The 19,188-nt window shown below is 56.0% G+C and carries 18 protein-coding genes; 14 read left to right on the top strand and 4 right to left on the bottom strand.

The window, feature by feature from the left end; translation table 11 throughout:
* The first annotated feature begins 106 nt into the window (after nt 1-106).
* The 6 genes from thiC to thiH are packed head-to-tail and all read left to right on the top strand — an operon-like array spanning nt 107 to nt 6,140.
* Complete coding sequence (gene thiC, locus ACSF8X_RS01715; RefSeq protein WP_500850579.1) at nt 107-2,029, top strand: phosphomethylpyrimidine synthase ThiC; 1,923 nt, start codon at nt 107-109, stop codon at nt 2,027-2,029.
* A complete protein-coding gene (gene thiE / locus ACSF8X_RS01710; RefSeq protein WP_500850578.1) occupies nt 2,026-3,273 on the top strand; it encodes a thiamine phosphate synthase in 1,248 nt (415 codons plus the stop codon). Before thiC ends, thiE begins: the two co-directional genes overlap by 4 nt.
* Nucleotides 3,263-4,018, top strand: coding sequence for a HesA/MoeB/ThiF family protein (locus ACSF8X_RS01705; RefSeq protein ID WP_500850577.1), 756 nt, complete (start codon nt 3,263-3,265; stop codon nt 4,016-4,018). The genes thiE and ACSF8X_RS01705 overlap by 11 nt, the downstream gene beginning before the upstream one ends.
* Before the next feature lie 7 nt (nt 4,019-4,025).
* Nucleotides 4,026-4,244: a sulfur carrier protein ThiS gene (gene thiS, locus ACSF8X_RS01700; protein ID WP_500850576.1), complete on the top strand. Its 219-nt coding sequence runs from the start codon at nt 4,026-4,028 to the stop codon at nt 4,242-4,244.
* Nucleotides 4,245-5,015, top strand: coding sequence for a thiazole synthase (locus ACSF8X_RS01695; RefSeq protein ID WP_500850575.1), 771 nt, complete (start codon nt 4,245-4,247; stop codon nt 5,013-5,015). It abuts the gene before it with no gap.
* Nucleotides 5,016-5,024: 9 nt separating this feature from the next.
* Nucleotides 5,025-6,140 (top strand): 2-iminoacetate synthase ThiH, encoded by a 1,116-nt coding sequence (gene thiH, locus ACSF8X_RS01690; RefSeq protein WP_047877681.1) that lies wholly within the window; start codon nt 5,025-5,027, stop codon nt 6,138-6,140.
* A gap of 59 nt (nt 6,141-6,199) precedes the next feature.
* Here thiH and ACSF8X_RS01685 read toward each other — a convergent pair whose 3' ends face one another.
* Nucleotides 6,200-7,987 (bottom strand): aminopeptidase P family protein, encoded by a 1,788-nt coding sequence (locus tag ACSF8X_RS01685; protein WP_500850574.1) that lies wholly within the window; start codon nt 7,985-7,987, stop codon nt 6,200-6,202.
* A 24-nt stretch (nt 7,988-8,011) separates the two neighbouring features.
* Nucleotides 8,012-9,019 carry a LysR family transcriptional regulator gene (locus ACSF8X_RS01680; RefSeq protein ID WP_500850573.1) on the bottom strand — a complete coding sequence of 336 codons (1,008 nt, stop codon included), beginning with the start codon at nt 9,017-9,019 and terminating at the stop codon, nt 8,012-8,014.
* Between the two features lie 116 nt (nt 9,020-9,135).
* Between ACSF8X_RS01680 and ACSF8X_RS01675 the strand changes: the two genes are divergently transcribed.
* On the top strand, nt 9,136-10,332 hold the full coding sequence (locus tag ACSF8X_RS01675; protein WP_047877684.1) for a multidrug effflux MFS transporter: 1,197 nt from the start codon (nt 9,136-9,138) through the stop codon (nt 10,330-10,332).
* Nucleotides 10,333-10,476: 144 nt separating this feature from the next.
* On the opposite strand, the gene ACSF8X_RS01670 is transcribed toward ACSF8X_RS01675, so the two are convergent.
* A complete protein-coding gene (locus ACSF8X_RS01670; protein WP_500850572.1) occupies nt 10,477-11,376 on the bottom strand; it encodes a DMT family transporter in 900 nt (299 codons plus the stop codon).
* Nucleotides 11,377-11,605: 229 nt separating this feature from the next.
* On the opposite strand from ACSF8X_RS01670, the gene rmuC reads away from it, so the two are divergent.
* The 7 genes from rmuC (at nt 11,606) to tatC (ending at nt 17,669) form a co-directional block, all read left to right on the top strand.
* Nucleotides 11,606-13,150, top strand: coding sequence for a DNA recombination protein RmuC (gene rmuC, locus ACSF8X_RS01665; RefSeq protein WP_500850571.1), 1,545 nt, complete (start codon nt 11,606-11,608; stop codon nt 13,148-13,150).
* A gap of 80 nt (nt 13,151-13,230) precedes the next feature.
* Nucleotides 13,231-13,986, top strand: a complete 756-nt coding sequence (gene ubiE, locus ACSF8X_RS01660) for a bifunctional demethylmenaquinone methyltransferase/2-methoxy-6-polyprenyl-1,4-benzoquinol methylase UbiE (protein WP_500850570.1) — start codon at nt 13,231-13,233, stop codon at nt 13,984-13,986.
* A gap of 7 nt (nt 13,987-13,993) precedes the next feature.
* A complete protein-coding gene (locus tag ACSF8X_RS01655; protein WP_500850569.1) occupies nt 13,994-14,605 on the top strand; it encodes a ubiquinone biosynthesis accessory factor UbiJ in 612 nt (203 codons plus the stop codon).
* The gene (gene ubiB / locus ACSF8X_RS01650) at nt 14,605-16,239 is read left to right on the top strand and encodes a ubiquinone biosynthesis regulatory protein kinase UbiB (protein WP_500851124.1); all 1,635 of its coding nucleotides are present in this window, start codon (nt 14,605-14,607) and stop codon (nt 16,237-16,239) included. Before ACSF8X_RS01655 ends, ubiB begins: the two co-directional genes overlap by 1 nt.
* A 66-nt stretch (nt 16,240-16,305) precedes the next feature.
* Entirely contained in the window at nt 16,306-16,557 is a 252-nt protein-coding gene (gene tatA / locus ACSF8X_RS01645) for a Sec-independent protein translocase subunit TatA (RefSeq protein WP_047877688.1), read from the top strand.
* A 3-nt stretch (nt 16,558-16,560) separates the two neighbouring features.
* The gene (gene tatB / locus ACSF8X_RS01640; protein ID WP_047877689.1) at nt 16,561-16,902 is read left to right on the top strand and encodes a Sec-independent protein translocase protein TatB; all 342 of its coding nucleotides are present in this window, start codon (nt 16,561-16,563) and stop codon (nt 16,900-16,902) included.
* A gap of 11 nt (nt 16,903-16,913) precedes the next feature.
* Complete coding sequence (gene tatC, locus ACSF8X_RS01635; RefSeq protein ID WP_047877690.1) at nt 16,914-17,669, top strand: Sec-independent protein translocase subunit TatC; 756 nt, start codon at nt 16,914-16,916, stop codon at nt 17,667-17,669.
* 86 nt (nt 17,670-17,755) lie between these two features.
* On the opposite strand, the gene ACSF8X_RS01630 is transcribed toward tatC, so the two are convergent.
* Entirely contained in the window at nt 17,756-19,135 is a 1,380-nt protein-coding gene (locus tag ACSF8X_RS01630; RefSeq protein WP_500850568.1) for a hypothetical protein, read from the bottom strand.
* Nucleotides 19,136-19,188: the final 53 nt, after the last annotated feature.

Genomic DNA, 19,188 nt, shown 5'->3' with positions numbered 1-19,188 from the left:
AGTAGTTCCTTCAGAATGTAAGCTATACACCCTACGTGTAGCCTCTTGTTTACGCACCCATCCGCCAAGCAACTTTCCCGATTAAGAAGACGAAAAGGAAATTGCTATGACGAATCGCAAGCAAGCGAGACTGGAAGCGAAACAATTTATCGATTCACTGACCACACAAGCCTATCCCAATTCGCGTAAGGTGTATGTCGCCGGTAGCCGGAGTGATATTCGCGTACCGATGCGTGAGGTATCGTTATCTGACAGCCTTGTGGGGGGTACCAAAGAAACGCCTGTTTTTGAGCCCAATGAGCCCGTTCGTGTTTATGATACCTCTGGTTATTATACCGATCCTGATCATCAACTGGATATTTATAGCGGTCTGCCAAAGCTTCGTGAGAAGTGGATCGTTGAACGAGCGGATTGTGATGTCCTTAGCGAGTTGAGTTCCTGCTACGCCAAAGAGAGATTGGCGGATGGTACGCTTGATGAACTTCGCTTTGGTCAGCCGGGAAGTGTTCGGCGTGCTAAACGCGGGGCCAAAGTCACCCAACTCCATTATGCTAGGCGCGGTATTGTGACCCCTGAGATGGAGTTCATTGCCATCCGCGAGAATATGGGGCGCGCTCAGTATCGTGATCAGACTCTTTCCCAGCAGCATCCCGGTATAGCGTTCGGGGCCAACCTTCCATCTGAAATAACCCCAGAGTTTGTCCGCAAAGAAGTGGCCGAAGGCCGTGCGATCATTCCTTCCAATATCAACCATCCCGAGTCGGAACCAATGATCATCGGGCGAAACTTTCTGGTTAAGGTCAATGCCAATATCGGAAATTCCTCGGTAAGTTCGTCCATTGAGGAGGAAGTGGAGAAACTGGTGTGGTCGACCCGTTGGGGAGGCGACACGGTGATGGATCTCTCTACTGGGCGCAATATTCATGAAACCCGGGAGTGGATTATCCGCAATAGCCCTGTGCCTATCGGCACGGTCCCTATGTATCAGGCGTTGGAGAAGGTGAACGGTATCGCCGAGAACCTCAACTGGGAAGTCTTTCGCGATACCTTGCTTGAACAAGCTGAGCAGGGCGTCGACTATTTTACAATCCATGCCGGTGTCTTGCTGCGTTATGTCCCTCTTACGGCAAAGCGGGTCACGGGGATTGTCTCTCGGGGCGGATCGATAATGGCGAAATGGTGCCTGGCCCATCATCAAGAGAGCTTTCTCTATGAGCACTTTCGTGAGATCTGTGAAATTTGTGCCCAGTACGATGTTGCGTTGTCGCTTGGTGACGGCCTGCGGCCGGGATCGGTGGCCGATGCCAATGACGAGGCGCAATTCAGTGAATTGCGGACGCTTGGTGAGTTGACCAAGATTGCATGGGAATACGATGTCCAAGTCATGATAGAAGGCCCGGGTCATGTGCCGATGCATATGATTAAGGAGAATATGGATGAACAGCTCAAGCATTGCCATGAAGCCCCGTTTTATACATTAGGCCCGCTGACAACGGATATTGCTCCTGGTTACGATCATATTACCTCCGGTATCGGTGCGGCAATGATTGGCTGGTATGGCTGTGCCATGCTGTGCTACGTCACCCCGAAAGAACATCTTGGCCTTCCAAACAAAGAGGACGTAAAGGTGGGGCTGATCACGTACAAGCTGTGTGCCCATGCGGCAGACTTGGCCAAGGGCCATCCCGGTGCACAGGTTAGGGACAATGCCCTGTCTAAGGCTCGGTTTGAGTTTCGCTGGGAAGACCAGTTCAATTTGGCACTGGATCCTGAAACCGCGAAGGCCTATCACGATGAGACCCTGCCGCAGGAATCCGGCAAGGTGGCCCATTTTTGCTCGATGTGCGGACCAAAGTTCTGCTCAATGAAAATATCACAGGAAGTCCGCGATTACGCCAAGGGCCTAGAGCAGGAAGCGATAGAGATCCAATTGCTTGATGATCCGCTGGCAGGGATGCAGCAAAAAGCAGAGGAGTTTCGTGCCCTAGGCAGCGAGCTTTACCATCCCATAGGAGAGGACAGCAAATGAACACCTTGTGTTTACCCGATCACCTAACCCCGCTACTGATGCATATTGAGCCTTTGCTGGCGGCGGCTGATCAATTTCAACTTGGCGAGCCAGTCAGTGTTGGGTGGAGTGATTCGGCAGTGGTAAACATTTCCCGTAACGGGCAGGCGTTGAGCGTAGCGTTTAACGCTTTGCAGCAGGACGTGGATTTTGATATTCGCGATCAATGGCTAGCTCCATATCCATCGGTTAGTGAGGTGCAGCAGCAGGTTGCTGCGAATCCTTCATTGGTTGTATGCGGATTGCCGACCGAGCAAGGTTGTATCGATATCTGGCATCACCAAGGTGTCGCCAGAGCGACCTATTGCCATCATGCTGGTAGTAGCGAAGCCCAGCGAGCCATGCTGCTGGTTGCACTCGCTTTGGATTTTCCGCTCGAAGATGGCGTGACCTTGGCTCGTGCCTATGCCAGAAGCTACTTGGAAAGCCATACCAATGGTTATGGCGATATAGGCTGGCCGACCGAGCCGCGCCTGTTTCCCCGGGCGCTGACAGCAAATCATCCGGAAGCCGTAGAGCTGGGGTGGGTGGAGAGAGGAAGGGTTCTCGCACCTTTCTTACCGGTCGAGGCCGATAAGTTGGCCTTGTACCCGGTGGTTGATAGTGCCCGCTGGGTCGAGCGGTTGCTGGATTTGGGAGTGAAGACGGTTCAGTTGCGGATTAAAGATCCCAATGCCTCGGCATTGGCTGAACAGATAGCCCAGGTTGTTGCCGCCGGTCGGAAGGACGATGCACAGGTTTTTGTGAATGACCATTGGCAGCTGGCGATTGAGCATGCGGCATTCGGGGTGCACCTTGGGCAGGAGGATCTGGATACCGCCGATTTGGCCGCGATTCAGGGAGCCGGGTTGAGACTGGGACTGTCGACCCACGGTTATTACGAGATCCTAAGGGCAGCGGAGTACCATCCTAGCTATATCGCCCTTGGTCATATATTCCCTACCACGACCAAGGAGATGCCCTCAAAACCACAGGGCCTTAACCGGCTCGCGCTGTACCAGAAACTTATTGGCTCAAGCTACCCGACCGTGGCGATTGGCGGGATCGACCTGGCCCGTGCCGAGCGCGTTTGGCGAACCGGCGTCAGCAGCGTGGCAGTGGTTAGGGCCGTGACAGAAGCGGAAGACCCGGGCGAGGCCGTTGCGGCATTTGCCAGAATATTGATCAGGCCGGAAAGCGGTCAGGGGGATGCGGATGCTCGATGATCAGGCATTTGTCCGATACAGCCGCCAAATCATGCTGCCGGAGATCGGCGAGGTGGGTCAGGAGGCTATCGGTCAAGCCCGTGTGCTGTTGGTCGGGGCGGGAGGGCTCGGCTCGGCGGCCGCCCTCTATCTTGCCGGAGCCGGTGTCGGCACCATTGTCATTGCCGATGATGATGTTCTGGAAGGCTCTAATCTCCAGCGGCAGGTACTGTATCGGCAGCATGACGAGGGGCTTAACAAGGCCGGTCAGGCCGCGGCTCAGCTGCGCTCACTTAACCCCCATATACGTATAAGGCCCGTCAACGCAAGGTTGTTGGGGGAGAGGCTTGCCTTGGAAGTTGCGCAGGCCGATGTGGTGCTGGATTGTTCGGATAACCTGCCGACCCGCTATGCGGTGAACCATACCTGTTACCAAGCGGGCAAGCCTCTGGTTAGCGGAGCGGCGATCCGCTGGCAGGGGCAGCTGATGGTTTTTGGTTTCCATAACGGTCAAGGGCCTTGCTACCACTGCCTGTTCCCGGAGCCGGAGGCCAATGAGCCGGGTGGCTGCAGCCAGAACGGTATTGCCGGGCCGGTCGTGGGCATTATCGGCACCATGCAGGCTCTGGAAGCGCTCAAAATTATCTGTGGGGCTGGTTCGGTTGGGCTGGGCTGCCTGAGGCAGTTCGATGGCCTGACAATGCAATGGCATACCTTCAGGATAAGCCACGATATCAGCTGCCCAGTTTGTGGCCAAGGAGAATAACGCTACGATGACGACACACCAAGATATTCAAATAGTGGTCAATGACAAGCCGCTTACCGTTGCGGGTGGCACTCATCTGGCCGGCTTGCTGGGCCTGCTGGAGATGCCTCTGGCCGCCACGGCCGTCGCGCTCAATGAAGATATTGTTGCCCGCGGTAACTGGGAAGACACCGTTTTGAATGACGGTGACCGTATTGCACTGTTCCAAGCGATTGCCGGAGGCTAAATGCTAACCATTGCAGACAAGACTTTTTCGTCACGGCTATTTACCGGAACCGGTAAATACGCCAATCGCCATATGATGGCCGACTCGATTATTGCATCGGGCTCAGAGCTGGTGACGATGGCCCTTAAGCGGGTGGATATTGATAACCGGGATGATGACATCTTGGCCCCTCTGATAGGGGCGGGTGTCAACCTGTTGCCCAATACGTCCGGTGCCAAGACCGCTCGCGAGGCGGTTTTTGCCGCCAAATTGGCCCGTGAGGCCTTGGGGACCAATTGGCTCAAGCTGGAAATTCATCCTGATCCCAAATACCTGATGCCCGATCTCATCGAAACCTTGAACGCTGCCGAGCAGTTGGTCCGGGAGGGCTTCGTGGTGTTGCCGTATTGTCATGCCGATCCCGTCCTGTGCAAGCGGCTTGAGGAGGTCGGCTGTGCCGCGGTGATGCCGCTAGGGGCACCGATTGGTTCGAACAAAGGGCTGGCATCACGTGATTTTCTGGAGATTATCATCGATCAGGCCCGTGTTCCGGTTATTGTGGATGCTGGCATTGGTGCCCCTTCCCATGCCGCAGAGGCGATGGAGATGGGGGCTGATGCCGTACTGGTCAATACCGCAATGGCAGTGGCTGCAGATCCTGTCGCTATGGGGCGGGCATTCCGCTTGGCGGTTGAGGCGGGTCGGATGGCGTATGAAGCAGGGTTGGCCAGCCGGGCCAACCATGCTGTCGCATCGAGTCCGTTGACGGCTTTTCTAGACAGCGCTGGCTAAGGGGGCATGATGAGCTTTGTCGAGGTTTGGCAGCAGCTTGACTGGGATGCAGTCAAGTTGTCGATCTACAGCAAGGATACTGCCGATGTCGAGCGCGCCCTGCGAAAACCGAAACGCGATCTGGAAGATTTTAAGGCACTGATCTCCCCTGCCGCTGAGCCCTACCTTGAGCAGATGGCTCGGCAGTCGGCTGCCCTGACTCGCCAGCGTTTTGGCCAAACAGTGTCTTTTTATGTGCCGCTTTATCTGTCCAATCTGTGCGCCAATGCCTGTACCTACTGTGGTTTTTCGATGGAGAACCGGATCCGGCGCCGAACGTTGGCAATGGACGAGGTGGAGCGCGAATGCGATGCCATTAAGTCGATGGGGTTCGACAATATCCTGCTGGTGACTGGGGAGCATGAACGCAAGGTCGGGATGGACTATTTTCGCCAGGCCCTGCCAGTGATCAAATCGCAGTTCAGTTACTTGGCGATGGAGGTTCAGCCGTTGGATCAAGACGAGTACGCCGAGCTGAAATCATTGGGGCTTGATGCCGTGATGGTGTACCAGGAAACCTACAGTGCACCGACCTATGCCCAGCATCATCTGCGTGGCAATAAGATGGATTTTGCTTATCGGCTTGAAACACCCGATCGGTTGGCCCGTGCCGGGATCGACAAAATAGGCATAGGCGCGCTGATTGGCCTGGAGGAGTGGCGGACAGACAGCTTCTTTGTGGCCGCGCATCTGGCGTATCTGGAGCGAACATACTGGCAGACCCGCTATTCGATCTCCTTTCCGCGCCTGCGCCCTTGTGAGGGTGGGTTGCAGCCAAAGTCTGTGATGAGCGACCGCCAACTGGTCCAGCTGATCTGTGCCTACCGTTTGCTCAACCCCGAGGTTGAGTTGTCGCTGTCGACCCGAGAGTCACCGCAGTTTCGAGATAATGTCTTGCCGTTGGGGATCACGACGATGTCGGCGGGCTCCAAGACCCAGCCCGGTGGTTATGCCGACGGCGGCGAGCCGGAACTAGAGCAGTTCGCGATTAGTGATGAGCGTGCAGTGGCTGAGGTTGCAGAGGCCGTGAGATCGCGCGGACTTGAAGTGGTGTGGAAAGACTGGGATCGGGCCTATTCAGGCTGATCAGGTATGGGATGAAAGTGAAAACGCCCGCGGAGCGATGCTCTGCGGGCGTTTTTTTATTAGCGGCCTAGCGGGGCGGTTGCCTGCTGTAGCCATGCCAAATCATCACCGTCCAGTGCTGGGCTGATCGCCGCGAACACTTTGTCATGGTAGGTGTTCAGCCAAGCCAGCTCACTGTCTGTCATCAGAGAGATTTCAATCAGGCGGCGGTCAATCGGCGCGCGGGTCAGCGATTCGAAGCCCAGTACGCTCATATCACCGTTGGTACTCACCTCGACAACCTGCTCCAGGTTTTCGATCCGGATACCGAAGGCATCGGCGCGGTAGTAGCCAGGCTCGTTAGACAGCACCATGCCCGGCAGCAGTGCCGTTGGGTTGTAAACCTTGGCGATACGCTGCGGGCCTTCGTGAACGCTGAGGAAGTGGCCGACGCCGTGGCCGGTGCCGTGATCGTAGTCGAACCCGTGTGCCCATAGGTGCTGGCGGGCAAGGGCATCCAGCTGCGAGCCTGTTGTGCCTTTCGGGAAACGGGCAGAAGCCAAGGCAATATGGCCCTTCAGGACCAAGGTGAAGGCCTGCTTGATCTCATCGCCTGGGGTACCGATCGCAATGGTGCGGGTGATATCCGTGGTGCCGTCCGGGTACTGGCCGCCTGAATCGACAAGGTAGACATTGTCCATTTCCAACACGCTAGGCGTTGGTTGGTTCAGGTGGTTGTAGTGACACATGGCGGCATTGGCACCTGCTGCAGAGATAGTATCAAAGCTGACATCGGTGCAGCTGCTGTCTTCGCTGCGGAAGGCCCATAGCTGGTCGGAAAGCGTCCCCTCGTCGAGTAGGTTGCCCTGTGCGACTTGGCGGTCAACCCAGGCCAGGAATTTCGATACGGCAACACCATCGCGGATATGGCAGGCTTGCATACCGGCAAGTTCGGTGGCGTTTTTGGCCGCTTTGGGTAGCAGGCAAGGATCGGCTGCCTCAATGAGGGTGGCGTTGGCCGCACGCAGGACCTGGCTTGCCCAGGCATTGCTGGTGGCAGGGTCGACAAGTACGGTTTTGCTGCCGAGCTGCTGCAGGGTCGCCTCAAGGGCTTCCGGCGCCTGGACGCGTACACCGGCGCCTACATGGCTGGCGAAGTCCGCAGGCAGGCGGGCCGGGTCGATAAAGAAGTCGACGGTCTCATCTGCATGGATAATAGCTGTCGATAGCAGGACCGGCAGGCTTGGTATGTCGCTGCCGCGGATATTTAGCAGCCATGCAATGTTGTCCAGCTGGGTCAGCAGCGCGGCAGCCGCTTTTTGCTTCTTCACGTTGGCAGCAATGTGCTGGCGCTTTTCCGCACTGCTTTGGCCGACGAACTCGATCCCCATCAGTTTGGCGTCGGACAGGGTAGGTGCCGGGCGATCATGCCAGAACAGTTCGATAGGGTTTTCGTCGATACAAACCAACTCCAGTTCGCCGTTCACCATCTCGGAGTGGCGAGCGAGCCAGGCGCTGCTGTGAAGGCGGGCGTCAATGGCCACTTTGCTGCCGCGAGGCAGGTTCTCAAGCGCCCATTGCATTGGTGGTTCGTCAATCAGGTGGCGGTACTCGTAGATTTCGGCAGGAACCTGTTTGCGTACCTGCACCACATAACGCCCGTCGACAAACATCGCCGCGCTATCGCGCGCAATCACGGCCATGCCGGCCGAACCGGTGAAGCCGGTCGCCCAGTGCAGGCGCTCGTTGTGGTCGGGAATGTACTCACCGAGGTATTCATCCTCGTGGGGGATCAGGAGCGCATCGAGTTGCTGATCGGCCAGCCATTGGCGGATCTGCGCGACGCGTTGCGAGATTTCAGCTTGCATGGGGTTTCTTTTCCTTTCACTAAGTCACCGTCCCTGTGACGGTTTGGCGGGATTTCCTACGTTATCGCTTTTGCTGTCGGCCTGCAATTGGCCTGCAGACAAATCATGGCAGCCATGGATGATGATTTGGCGCAACCAGCTGTGCCCGAGATCTTTTTCCTGATGTTGATGCCAGAACAGGGTATAGGCCATAGGAGGAAGTACTGATGGCAGCGGTAGCATCTCGAGTCCGAGTTGGCTGCTGATGTAACTGGCGAAGTGGCTCGGTGCGGTGAAGACCAGATCGGTATGGGTACACAGGCTGGCGGCGCTGTTGAAATCCGGGACGTACATGGCGATGTCGCGGCACAGTCCGCGTTCGGCGAGCTTGAAGTCGAGCAGCCAGCGGTCGTTGTTGCCGCAGCGAACCTGAATATGGCGCTGGCGAAGATAGCACTCTTCGTCCCAGCGTTGGCTGAGGGCCGGGTGGCCTTGGCGGATCAGGCAGACTTGCGAATCGCGGCAGAGCTCGGTGGAGCGGATCCCCTTGGGCGGCATCATGGTCATCATCGCATCCAGTGGGTTGAGATCCTTGCCGGTGATGCCGAAGTCGATTTCACCGCGGCCGAGTTTTTCGAATGTGTCCCCATTCCAGGCTTGGGTGTCGAGGATGATATTCGGCCCCTTGGCAAAAATGTCGCCGAGGAAATGGGGCAGGAAGAGCGGATAGGCGCTTTCTACCAGTGCCATTTTGAAATGGCGGTGGCTGGTGGCCGGGACGAACTCGGCCGGTGCGGTGAGGTGGGCGATATCACGCAGTAACTGTTCGAGCTGTGGCTGTAGTGCTTGGGCCCTCGGGGTGGGCTTGAGGCCGTGGGCCGTGCGGGTGAACAGCGGATCGCTGAATTGTTCGCGCAATCGCCCGAGGCTCTTGCTGACGGCTGACTGGCTCAGGCAGAGGCGGTTGGCCGCTTGGGTGACGCTGCCTTCCTCGAGCAGGACAAACAGGCAGATCAAGAGGTTGAGGTCGAGACGGGAGAGTTTTTCCGGCAACACGGGAGCCTCGGTAGAGATATTCCAAATGGGAAATTGAGATTTGAATATATACCATTTCTATTCATATCTCTAACCACGTAGACTGCCGCTATCTCGATATAGGACACCTATTTATGCAAGTAACAACAACGGCAGGCCCGCGCCTGATCGCCTTGATGGTGGTGCTGGTCTTGTTCAGCCCCTTGGCCATTGATATTTATCTGCCGGCGTTCCCGGCCATCGCCGATACGTTTGCGGTCGACGTAACCCGGGTTCAGGATACCGTGACCTGGTTCATGTTCAGTCTGGGTCTTGGCCAGCTATTGGCCGGGCCGCTGGCCGATCGTTTTGGCCGCCGTCCTATCGCCTTGGGTGGCATTACCATCTACGGCCTGAGTGCCGCGTTGGCCTATACGGCCCAGTCGCTTGACCTGTTGCTGGTCGCACGCCTGCTGCAGGGGTTCGGTGCTTGTGCCACCTCGGTCGCGGCATTTGCTGCGGTGCGCGACAGTTTCGGCCCGGAGAAAAGCGGGCGGATGATCAGTTACCTCAACGGTGCGATCTGCTTTATTCCTGCTCTGGCCCCGCTGCTCGGGACATGGCTGACCCATGTTTTCGGCTGGCGTTCTAACTTTAGCTTCATGGCAGGCTTTGCCATCGTCGCCGGTGCTCTGGTTCTGTGCCTGTTCCGCGAAACCCGCCCGGCCAATACTGATGTTTCCGGCTCGGCGATCAGCCTGTCGCGCTATCTGTCGGTACTGCGCGAGCCGATGTTCCTGTTCCACGCGACCCTGTGCATGCTGTCGATGTCAGTGATTTTGGCTTATGTCACCTCGGCCCCTGTCTGGCTGATGATGGAGCTGGGTCAGGATATGAACCAGTTTACGGTGTGGTTCGGGATCAATGCCGGTCTCAACATTATTGCCTGCATGGTGGCCCCTCGGTTCATTGACCGCTTTGGCACCCGCAAGACACTCAATACCGGTTTGTTGATCTTGGTGGTGGCTGGCGGCGCGATGCTGGTGATGAGCCACCTACATCAGGCATGGGCCTTCATGCTGCCGATTTTTGCCTCGTCGTTCGGCTTTGCCTTTGTGCTGGGCTCGGCGGCCGGCAAGGCTCTGGCACCATTCGGTGACCGGGCGGGTACGGCAGCGGCATTGTTGGGGCTGTTCCAGATGAGTGGTGCAGGGGCCTTGGTGAGTCTGACCCAGCGCCTGGATCTGACGCCGCCAAACCTGATGGTGCTGCAAATGTGGTTGTTGGTTCCGGGGCTGCTGCTGCTCTGGTCACGTTACGGCAAGCGCTGGCACGCACCGGCAACCGCCTGATTAGTTTTTAGGTTCTCGACATAATAAGACGCCGTCCCTTTCAAGGCGCAGGGTCTCGACAACCCATGATTCACTGCTTGTTTGCCTGCCACTGACGTGGCAGGCTTTTTTTTGCCCGTTATTTGCGTGGTAATGGATATGTCTCTAGGTCGCATTTTGGGTCGTGCTGGCCTTGCCTTTCCATTGCTGGACGACCAGACCGCAGATGATCAGTACCAGCCCGACCAAAGTCGACGGCTGGATCGTCTCGCCGATAATCGTGGCCAGCAGGAGCAGTGAGATAAACGGTGAGATGAAGATCAGGTTGCTGATGCGGGCGGTGTTTCGGGTCAGCTTGAGGGCGTTTATCCACAGGACGAAGGTGATCCCCATCTCGAACAAGCCCACATAACTGACGGCGGCCCAGCCCTGCCAGGGAATCGAGCCCCACCCGCCTTGGTAGATACTCAGACCGATCGAGAAAGGCAGGGAGATAAGAAAGCCCAGTAGTACCCCGAGAACCGGGTCGGCTTGGTTCTTGGTATTGAGGATCCAGTACATTGCCCATAGCAGGGTGGAGAGCAGAGCCAGTGCGACCCCGGTCGGGTTGTCGAACTGCAGGGCCATGACATTGCCCTTGGTGGCGATCACGACCACGCCGAGGTAGCCAAGCAGGCAGGCCGCCCAGTCCTGCTTGCGGATGGTCTGGCCGAGGAAGACGGCCGCCATCAGGGTCAGGGTGATGGCCCAACTATAGTTGAGCGGCTGGGCCTGCGATGCAGGCAGCAGATCATAAGCCTTGAACAGGACCAGATAATAGGCCAGCGGGTTGATAAGACCGAGCAGGAGGTAATACAGCGGCCGCTTGAGGAAGGTACGGCCAAGCTGATGGATCTTGCCTTGGAGGGCGGCTATGACCATCAAGGCGGCGGCCGATACCACGCTGGCGGCAGCGAGCATCTGGGTTGGGGTAAAATAATCGAGGGTTATTTTAAAGGCGGTAGCGACGGTCGACCACAGCAGGACGGCTGCCAGCCCGTAGCCGAGCGCATGACGTTCGTTCATTGTTCATCCATAAATCAAAGGCTGTCGGCAGGACAGCAGGTCAGGGGAGTCAGTGTAAGCGATTACAGTATCACCAACTAGCTTATCGATAGGGGGCGATGCGGATTTTGCTGGCGTGATCTTACCCTTGATGCGGGTCTGGACATTTATCCAGTGCCGACATAGCCTTGGTGTCAACAATACACAGGCTGCCGCCTGTTGGGATAATGGGTCAGGATAGAATAAGAATATGATCAGTGAGTGGTTATCGGGATACGGAGTGGTAGTGGTCAGTGGTGTGTCGGGGGCGGTACTGGCCGGTTCGGTTGCGGTATGGCTGGTCAATAATCGCTGGCAGCAGCAATTGGCTCTGCTTCGGCAGCAGGCAGAATCGGAGCTGGTGTTGGCTCGCCACCGTGAGCAGCATTGCCAGCAACAGCTTGATGAGCGCAACCAAGAGCTGGACGAAATGGACATCGAGCGCGATCGGCTGACGGCCGAGCTGCGCCAGATGCACGGCCGGTTGGCGGCGGCATTGGAGAAGATGCGCCATTTCGATGCGCTCAATAACGAGAAGCAGTATTTGTCCGAGCAGATCGAAAATGCCCGGATGGCCAATGCTGGTCTTGAGGCTGACTTGCGCGAGCAGGAAGCCCGCCACTTCGAAGAGCAAAAGGCGGCAGACGAGAAGATAGCCTTGTTGGAAAATGCCGAGGAGCGGCTGCGGATCCAGTTCGAGAGTTTGGCCAACCGCCTGTTCGAGCACAAGACCCGTACCGTGGATCAGCAGAACCAGCTGAGCCTCGATCGCTTGTTGGGGCCGCTGCGCGAGCAGCTGGAGGGGTTCCGCAAGCAGGTCAACGACAGTTTTAGCTATGAGGCCCGCGAGCGCCATACCCTGGTTCATGAGATCAACAACCTCAAGCAGCTCAATGAGCAGATGGCGCGCGAGGCCGTCAACCTGACGCAGGCCCTCAAGGGGGACAACAAAGCCCAGGGCAACTGGGGGGAAGTGGTCTTGGCGCGGGTGCTGAGTGAATCGGGATTGCGTGAGGGGCATGAGTACCAGACTCAGGTGAGTCTCGAGAACGAAGACGGCAAGCGCTACCAGCCTGATGTGGTGGTGCATCTGCCGCAGAACAAAGACGTAGTGATCGATGCCAAGATGTCACTGGTGGCCTACGAGCGCTTTTTCCATGCCGACACGGCTGCCGAGCGCGAGCTGGCACTCGGTGATCACGTCGCCTCGGTGCGCGGCCATATTCGCGGCCTAGGCCGTAAGGACTACCATCAGCTTCATGGCGTCGATAGCCTTGATTACGTATTGATGTTCATCCCGGTGGAGCCTGCGTTCCAGGCTGCGGTAGAAGCTGACCCGAGTTTGATCCGCGATGCGATGGATCAGAATATCATGCTGGTCAGCCCGACGACCTTGCTGGTGGCACTGCGTACCATCAATAATCTGTGGCGCAATGAGCGCCAGAACCAGAATGCCAAGCAGATAGCCGAACGGGCTAGCAAGCTATACGACAAGCTACGCTTGTTCGTCACGGATATGGAAGCGGTCGGGGCATCGCTCGACAAGGCGAACCAGAGCTATCAGGGGGCGATGAGCAAGCTGGTGACAGGTCGGGGTAACGTGATCCGTCAGGCCGAGGGATTCCGCCAGCTTGGGGTTGAAGTAAAGCGGGATATTAGCCCGCAGTTGGCCGAGCGGGCGATGTTCGGGGTGGCTGATGACAGCCCCGGGCAAGCGGAGTTGCCAGTGGGATTGGCTGGCCGGGTAAATGAATAAGGTTGTGCTTTGAGCAAAGCTCAACCATCAAGTACACTAGGGCTTGTTTAATACAGCAAGTTAACCATGACGGAAGTAGCATGACGGACACCACACTAGAGACGACCCATTTTGGCTACCGTACTGTAGCCAAGGACGAAAAGGCGGAGCTGGTTGCAGAAGTATTCCACTCGGTCGCAGCCAAATACGACATTATGAATGACCTGATGTCGCTGGGTATCCACCGCGTATGGAAGCGCTTTACCATTGATTGCAGTGGTGTTCGCCGTGGTCACAAGGTGCTGGACCTAGGCGGGGGCACAGGTGATCTGACCGCCAAGTTCTCGCGCATTGTCGGTGATAGCGGGCAGGTGATTTTGGCCGATATCAACAACTCCATGCTCAAGGTTGGCCGCAGCAAGCTGCGCGACTCAGGGGTTGTTGGCAATGTCGGCTATGTGCAGGCCAACGCCGAGGATCTTCCGTTCCCTGATGATTATTTTGATTGTATTACTATCAGTTTCTGCCTGCGTAACGTGACAGACAAGGACAAGGCGCTGCGCTCGATGTACCGCGTGCTCAAGCCGGGCGGCCGACTGCTGGTCTTGGAATTCTCCAAGCCGATCATCGAGCCGCTGTCCAAGATCTACGATGCCTATTCGTTCCACCTACTACCGAAAATGGGAGAGGTGATTGCCAACGATGCAGACAGCTACCGCTACTTGGCCGAGTCAATCCGTATGCACCCAGATCAAGATACGCTGGAAGGCATGATGCGCGAGGCCGGTTTTGAGCAGACCAACTACTACAACCTGACCGGTGGTATTGTTGCTCTGCACCGTGGCTACAAGTTCTGAGGATGCCATGCCGTTAGATGCTTTTGTTACCGGCGCGGTCGAGACCGCGCTAAACACCCTGCTCAACGAAGACGAGGCCAGCCAGCGCCGACTTGCCCGCCTTAAGGGGAAGGTGATCGGGGTAACGATCAACGAATTCGGCAAGCAGCTGTATTTTGTTTTCAGCCAGCAGATTGATGTGCTGGCCGGTTACGAGGGTGAGTTGGACTGTGAGTTGGCACTTAACCTTTCGGTGCTGCCGGAGCTTCGCCAGCAGGCGAACCTGACTCAGCTGATCAAGGCCGATAAACTCTCGCTGGATGGTGATATCCAGTTGGCCCAGCAGTTCTCGACCCTTCTTAGTGGCCTCAAGCCAGATGTGGAAGAAAAACTGTCGCAATATACCGGCGATATCATGGCCCACACGCTGGTGTCTGGGGTAAAGAACGGAGCCGAGTTCGTCCGCCGTGGGATCGCCCGTCGCCAGCGCGATCTGGCCGAGGTGATCACCGAGGAGTGGCGTTTGGCCCCGCAGGCGCTGGAGATCGCCTATTTTGCCGATCAGGTTGATGATATTAAATCTGATGTGGCCCGTGCCGAAGCGCGGATCAACCGTTTGCTGGAGCGCCTCCCATCATGATGGCAATTTCCGAACTCAAGCGCTTGTACCGGATCACTGCCGTCCAGCTTCGATATGGCCTTGACGAGTTGCTGCCGGAAGACCCGCGCCTGCAACTGCCGAAAAGCCTGCGCAAATCACTGTTCTGGATCCGCAATGAGCATCCGGACAAGCCGCTCGGCGAGCGCCTGCGTCTGGCACTGCAGGATCTCGGTCCGGTATGGATCAAGTTTGGCCAGATGATGTCGACCCGACGTGATTTGTTCCCGCCGCATATCGCCGACCAACTGGCCCTGCTTCAGGATCAGGTCGCCCCATTCGATGGCCGCGAGGCGAAACTCCAGATGGAGGCCGCGCTGGGCGGGACGATCGAAACCTGGTTTGATGATTTTGACGAGGTGCCGCTGGCATCGGCGTCGATTGCTCAGGTTCATACGGCAACCCTGCGCGAGACGGGCCGCGAGGTGGTGCTCAAGGTGATTCGCCCGGATATCCTGCCGGTGATACAGGCTGATATCCGCCTGATGTATCGAATGGCCGGCCTGTTGTCCAAGATTTTGCCCGAGGCCCGTCGCTTGCGCCCGGTCGAGGTGGTGCGCGAGTATGAGAAAACCCTGCTCGATGAGCTGAACCTGATGCGAGAAGCTGCCAACGGTATTCAGTTGCGGCGTAATTTCGAGGACAGCGATATGCTCTATGTCCCGGAGGTATTCACTGACTACTGTCGGGAAAACCTGCTGGTCATGGAGCGGATTTACGGTATTCAGGTATCGGATATCGACGCGCTGGTGGCCAACGGAACGGATATGAAGTTGCTGTCGGAAAATGCGGTGACGATCTTCTTCACCCAGGTGTTCCGCGATAGCTTCTTCCATGCCGATATGCATCCTGGCAACATTTTTGTTGCACGGGAAAACCCACAAAACCCACAGTGGATTGCACTCGATTGTGGTATCGTCGGCACCCTCAATAGGGACGACAAGCGGTATTTGGCTGAAAACCTACTGGCTTTTTTCAACCGGGATTACCGCAAGGTCGCTGAATTGCATGTCGATTCGGGTTGGGTACCTGCGGATACCAACGTCGATGAATTCGAATTTGCGATCCGTACCGTGTGCGAGCCGATATTCGAAAAACCCTTGGCCGAGATTTCGTTTGGCCATGTGCTGTTGAACCTGTTCAATACCGCGCGCCGTTTCAATATGGAAGTGCAGCCGCAGCTGGTGTTGCTACAGAAGACGTTGTTGTACGTCGAGGGGCTGGGGCGCCAGCTGTATCCGCAGCTGGATCTGTGGGATACCGCCAAGCCGTTCCTCGAAGACTGGATGTCCCGTCAGGTCGGGCCGCAGGCCGTGATTGACGGGATTAAGAGCCGTGCGCCGTTCTGGGCGGAGAAACTGCCGGAGCTGCCGGAACTTCTTTACGATAGTTTGCGTCAGGGCAATGTGCTGAACCAGCGAATCGATACACTTTACGATCACTTTATGGAAAGTCGACGTTACCAGGGACAGGCAAGGTTCTACTTTGGCATTGGTGCAACTCTGGTTGTATGTTCTGCCATACTTTTTAGTAATCATGTGGAAACCTATCCTGCCATCAGCGCAGGTGTCGGTATCATGTTTTGGTTATTGGGGTGGCGTGCCTGCCGTAAATAAGGGTAGAGTATGCAGCCTACGAATAAAACTTTGTTATTAACCACAAGAAGCTGAGGTAAAACAAGCATGGGTGGTATTAGTATCTGGCAACTGTTGATCATCGCACTGATCATTGTCCTTCTGTTCGGCACCAAGAAACTGCGTACACTTGGTGGTGACCTTGGTTCTGCTGTGAAAGGCTTCAAGAAAGCGATCAGCGACGAAGAGCCAGCAGCCAAGAAAGACGTGGAAGTAGACGCTGATTTCGATCAGAAGAAACTGGCCGATCAGCAGGGCGAACAGGCTCAAAAGAGCCAAAAAGACAAAGAGCAGGTTTAACGCGTGTTTGATATCGGGTTCTGGGAATTAATACTGATCTCCGTGGTGGGATTGGTTGTACTGGGGCCGGAACGCCTCCCAGTCGCGATCCGTTCGGTATCGCGCTGGGTTGGTGCTGCTCGTAATATGGCAAACTCGGTTAAGGACGAACTGTCCCAGGAGCTGAAGCTTCAGGAGCTACAGGAAAACCTACGCAAGGCCGAGCAGATGGGGATGAAAGATTTGTCTCCTGAACTACGGGATTCTGTCGAGGAGCTGAAAAAAGCAGCCTCGGATGTGCAGCGCCCGTATGCCGAGAAAAAAGACGAGCAGCCATCGGCGACGACCTCTCATAAGCAGGAATAAACAACATCACTATGTCTAGCGTTGAAGATGCGCAGCCGTTATTCAGCCACCTGTTGGAGCTGCGTAACCGTCTGCTGCGAGCCATCCTGAGCGTCATCGTGGTTTTTCTTGGTCTGGTCTGGTTTGCCAATGACATCTATGCCTTCTTGGCCTCCCCGCTGGTAGAACGTCTGCCGGAAGGGGCGTCGATGATCGCAACCGATGTGGCATCGCCTTTCTTCACGCCAATTAAGCTGACTCTGGTGACCTCGGTATTTGTTGCGGTGCCGATGATTCTGTATCAGGTATGGGCGTTTGTCGCGCCGGGCCTGTACAAGCACGAACGCAAGCTGATCATGCCGCTGCTGTTTTCCAGCTCGCTGCTGTTCTATGCTGGCGTGGCTTTTGCCTACTTTGTTGTCTTCCCGCTGGTATTTGGTTTCTTTACCAGTATCGCGCCGGAAGGGGTACAGGTGGCAACAGATATTGCCAGTTACCTGGATTTTGTCCTTGCGCTGTTTATGGCATTTGGTATCGCATTTGAGATCCCGGTGGCCATTATCCTGCTGTGCTGGACCGGGGCAACTGATCCGGAAAGCTTACGCGAAAAGCGTCCGTACATTATTGTCGGGGCGTTTGTGGTCGGTATGCTGCTAACCCCGCCGGACATTATCTCGCAGACCTTGCTGGCAGTGCCGATGTGCCTGTTGTTCGAGGTTGGCCTGTTCTTCTCGCGCTTCTACGTGCGTGACGAGGAAGAGGAAGATGATGCCGCCGAGGAGCAATAGCCCTGCTAGCGACAGATGACAGTAATAAAAAAAACCGGCCAAGGCCGGTTTTTTATTATCTTTTGTTTTTGGATCGCGGTGGGAGATTAAAGCTCGGTGCCCCACTTGGCCAAGATAGATTCGGCAAGAGCCTTGTCTTTTAGTAGCAGGCTGAAGTGGTCCTTGCCCGTGCTGTTGGCTTGGTCGGCAATGGTCATGATGTTGCTGTCTTTGGTAAGCAGCTTGATGTTCATGTCATTTTCGCCCTCAGGGAAATCAACAAGCAGGGTGTTGGCTCCGGTGATACTCCATTTGGCTGTGAAACTGTCGTAGCCATCTTCAGTGATGGTCACGATGCCGTCTTTGCCGAATGCCATGCCAGCCAGCATAGGGTCTGCCTGATAGTTGTTCGAGTCATCGCTTAGGAAGTACCAAGTATGACCTGTAACCAATGCAGCGGTAAGCGGCTGTGCGGTGCTGAGGTTCTCGGTTGTCCAGATGCTCAAGTCGCCTTGCGGGGTAACAGCCAGACTGGTTTGCTCCGAAATGTAGACGAATTCTTCTGCGCTTGTTTGGCCTTCCTCTTCGTGGATCAGCGCATTGTCCTTGATGCTGTATGCCGCAGCTTCGCTGGTGCCCGTCTTATCTGTCAGGATCATGGTGCCTTTATCCAGATGGATTTTGAAGACGCCTTCTTCAGCCGCGTAGTACTTGTTCATGCTGGCAAAGTGCAGGGTATTGCCTTCTAGGTACTGGTTTAGCGAGGCGATCACCGGTGCCGTGCTGGTCTGACCGTTCTCGTCAATGTCGATCACGATATCATCGAGTTTGTCGGTGCCTTGGTTGTTGATGGTCTCATCAATAACCTTGGTGATTTTCTCAGCCGATGTCGCCAGAGTCTCGGGATTGTTGCCAGCCAGTGTCGGAGCCAATTCGTTGGTCAGGCTGCGGGCAAGCAGGTGGGCTTTCTGGGCTTCGGCTTTGTCAGCTGCCGTGCCTTTGGCTGCCACGTAGTCACCGCTGATCACGTTGGCATCTAGATTGAGCTTGGCTGCCAGTGCTTCGACAGTGGTGTTCTGCACTTCGGCCATGGTGGTGAACGGGGTAACAACCTTGCTGTCGGCATTGGCGACAAGCTCGTAGCTGCTGCCCAGCTTGCCCGCTTTGTCGCTGTCGCTGGTTTTGCCTGCAATCGCCTTGGCAATAACCGCGTGGCCGGCATCTTCTTTCTTGATGGTGATTTCGCCTTTGGCATTGGTCATGCCAACAACTTCATTGCTCTCACACAGGTCGTTTTTGTTACGGTCGACACACACTTGGGCTTCTGAGAGGTAGCCGTCGATTACCTTGATGACCTTTGCTGTTGGTGTGGTAGTACCACCGCCATTGTTGCCGCCCGTGGATGACGATGAATCGTCGCTGCCACAACCGGTAAGGGCTAGTGCGGAAAGAAGTGAGGCGGCAATAATTGAACGCTTGAACTGCATGAAAATTCCTTTCAAATAATATTTTTTGTTAATTATTCATCCGAGGTGTGATC

The sequence above is a fragment of the Photobacterium panuliri genome, assembly GCF_059920555.1.
This window is presented reverse-complemented; position numbering and strand designations above follow the sequence as displayed.

Excerpts from the sequence above, each read along its gene's own strand:
- thiC (WP_500850579.1), top strand. The coding sequence starts at position 107 with ATGACGAATCGCAAGCAAGCGAGACTGGAAGCGAAACAATTTATCGAT.
- thiE (WP_500850578.1), top strand. The coding sequence starts at position 2,026 with ATGAACACCTTGTGTTTACCCGATCACCTAACCCCGCTACTGATGCAT.
- ACSF8X_RS01705 (WP_500850577.1), top strand. The coding sequence starts at position 3,263 with ATGCTCGATGATCAGGCATTTGTCCGATACAGCCGCCAAATCATGCTG.
- thiS (WP_500850576.1), top strand. The coding sequence starts at position 4,026 with ATGACGACACACCAAGATATTCAAATAGTGGTCAATGACAAGCCGCTT.
- ACSF8X_RS01695 (WP_500850575.1), top strand. The coding sequence starts at position 4,245 with ATGCTAACCATTGCAGACAAGACTTTTTCGTCACGGCTATTTACCGGA.
- thiH (WP_047877681.1), top strand. The coding sequence starts at position 5,025 with ATGAGCTTTGTCGAGGTTTGGCAGCAGCTTGACTGGGATGCAGTCAAG.
- ACSF8X_RS01685 (WP_500850574.1), bottom strand. The coding sequence starts at position 7,987 with ATGCAAGCTGAAATCTCGCAACGCGTCGCGCAGATCCGCCAATGGCTG.
- ACSF8X_RS01675 (WP_047877684.1), top strand. The coding sequence starts at position 9,136 with ATGCAAGTAACAACAACGGCAGGCCCGCGCCTGATCGCCTTGATGGTG.
- ACSF8X_RS01670 (WP_500850572.1), bottom strand. The coding sequence starts at position 11,376 with ATGAACGAACGTCATGCGCTCGGCTACGGGCTGGCAGCCGTCCTGCTG.
- rmuC (WP_500850571.1), top strand. The coding sequence starts at position 11,606 with ATGATCAGTGAGTGGTTATCGGGATACGGAGTGGTAGTGGTCAGTGGT.
- ubiE (WP_500850570.1), top strand. The coding sequence starts at position 13,231 with ATGACGGACACCACACTAGAGACGACCCATTTTGGCTACCGTACTGTA.
- ACSF8X_RS01655 (WP_500850569.1), top strand. The coding sequence starts at position 13,994 with ATGCCGTTAGATGCTTTTGTTACCGGCGCGGTCGAGACCGCGCTAAAC.
- ubiB (WP_500851124.1), top strand. The coding sequence starts at position 14,605 with ATGGCAATTTCCGAACTCAAGCGCTTGTACCGGATCACTGCCGTCCAG.
- tatA (WP_047877688.1), top strand. The coding sequence starts at position 16,306 with ATGGGTGGTATTAGTATCTGGCAACTGTTGATCATCGCACTGATCATT.
- tatC (WP_047877690.1), top strand. The coding sequence starts at position 16,914 with ATGTCTAGCGTTGAAGATGCGCAGCCGTTATTCAGCCACCTGTTGGAG.
- ACSF8X_RS01630 (WP_500850568.1), bottom strand. The coding sequence starts at position 19,135 with ATGCAGTTCAAGCGTTCAATTATTGCCGCCTCACTTCTTTCCGCACTA.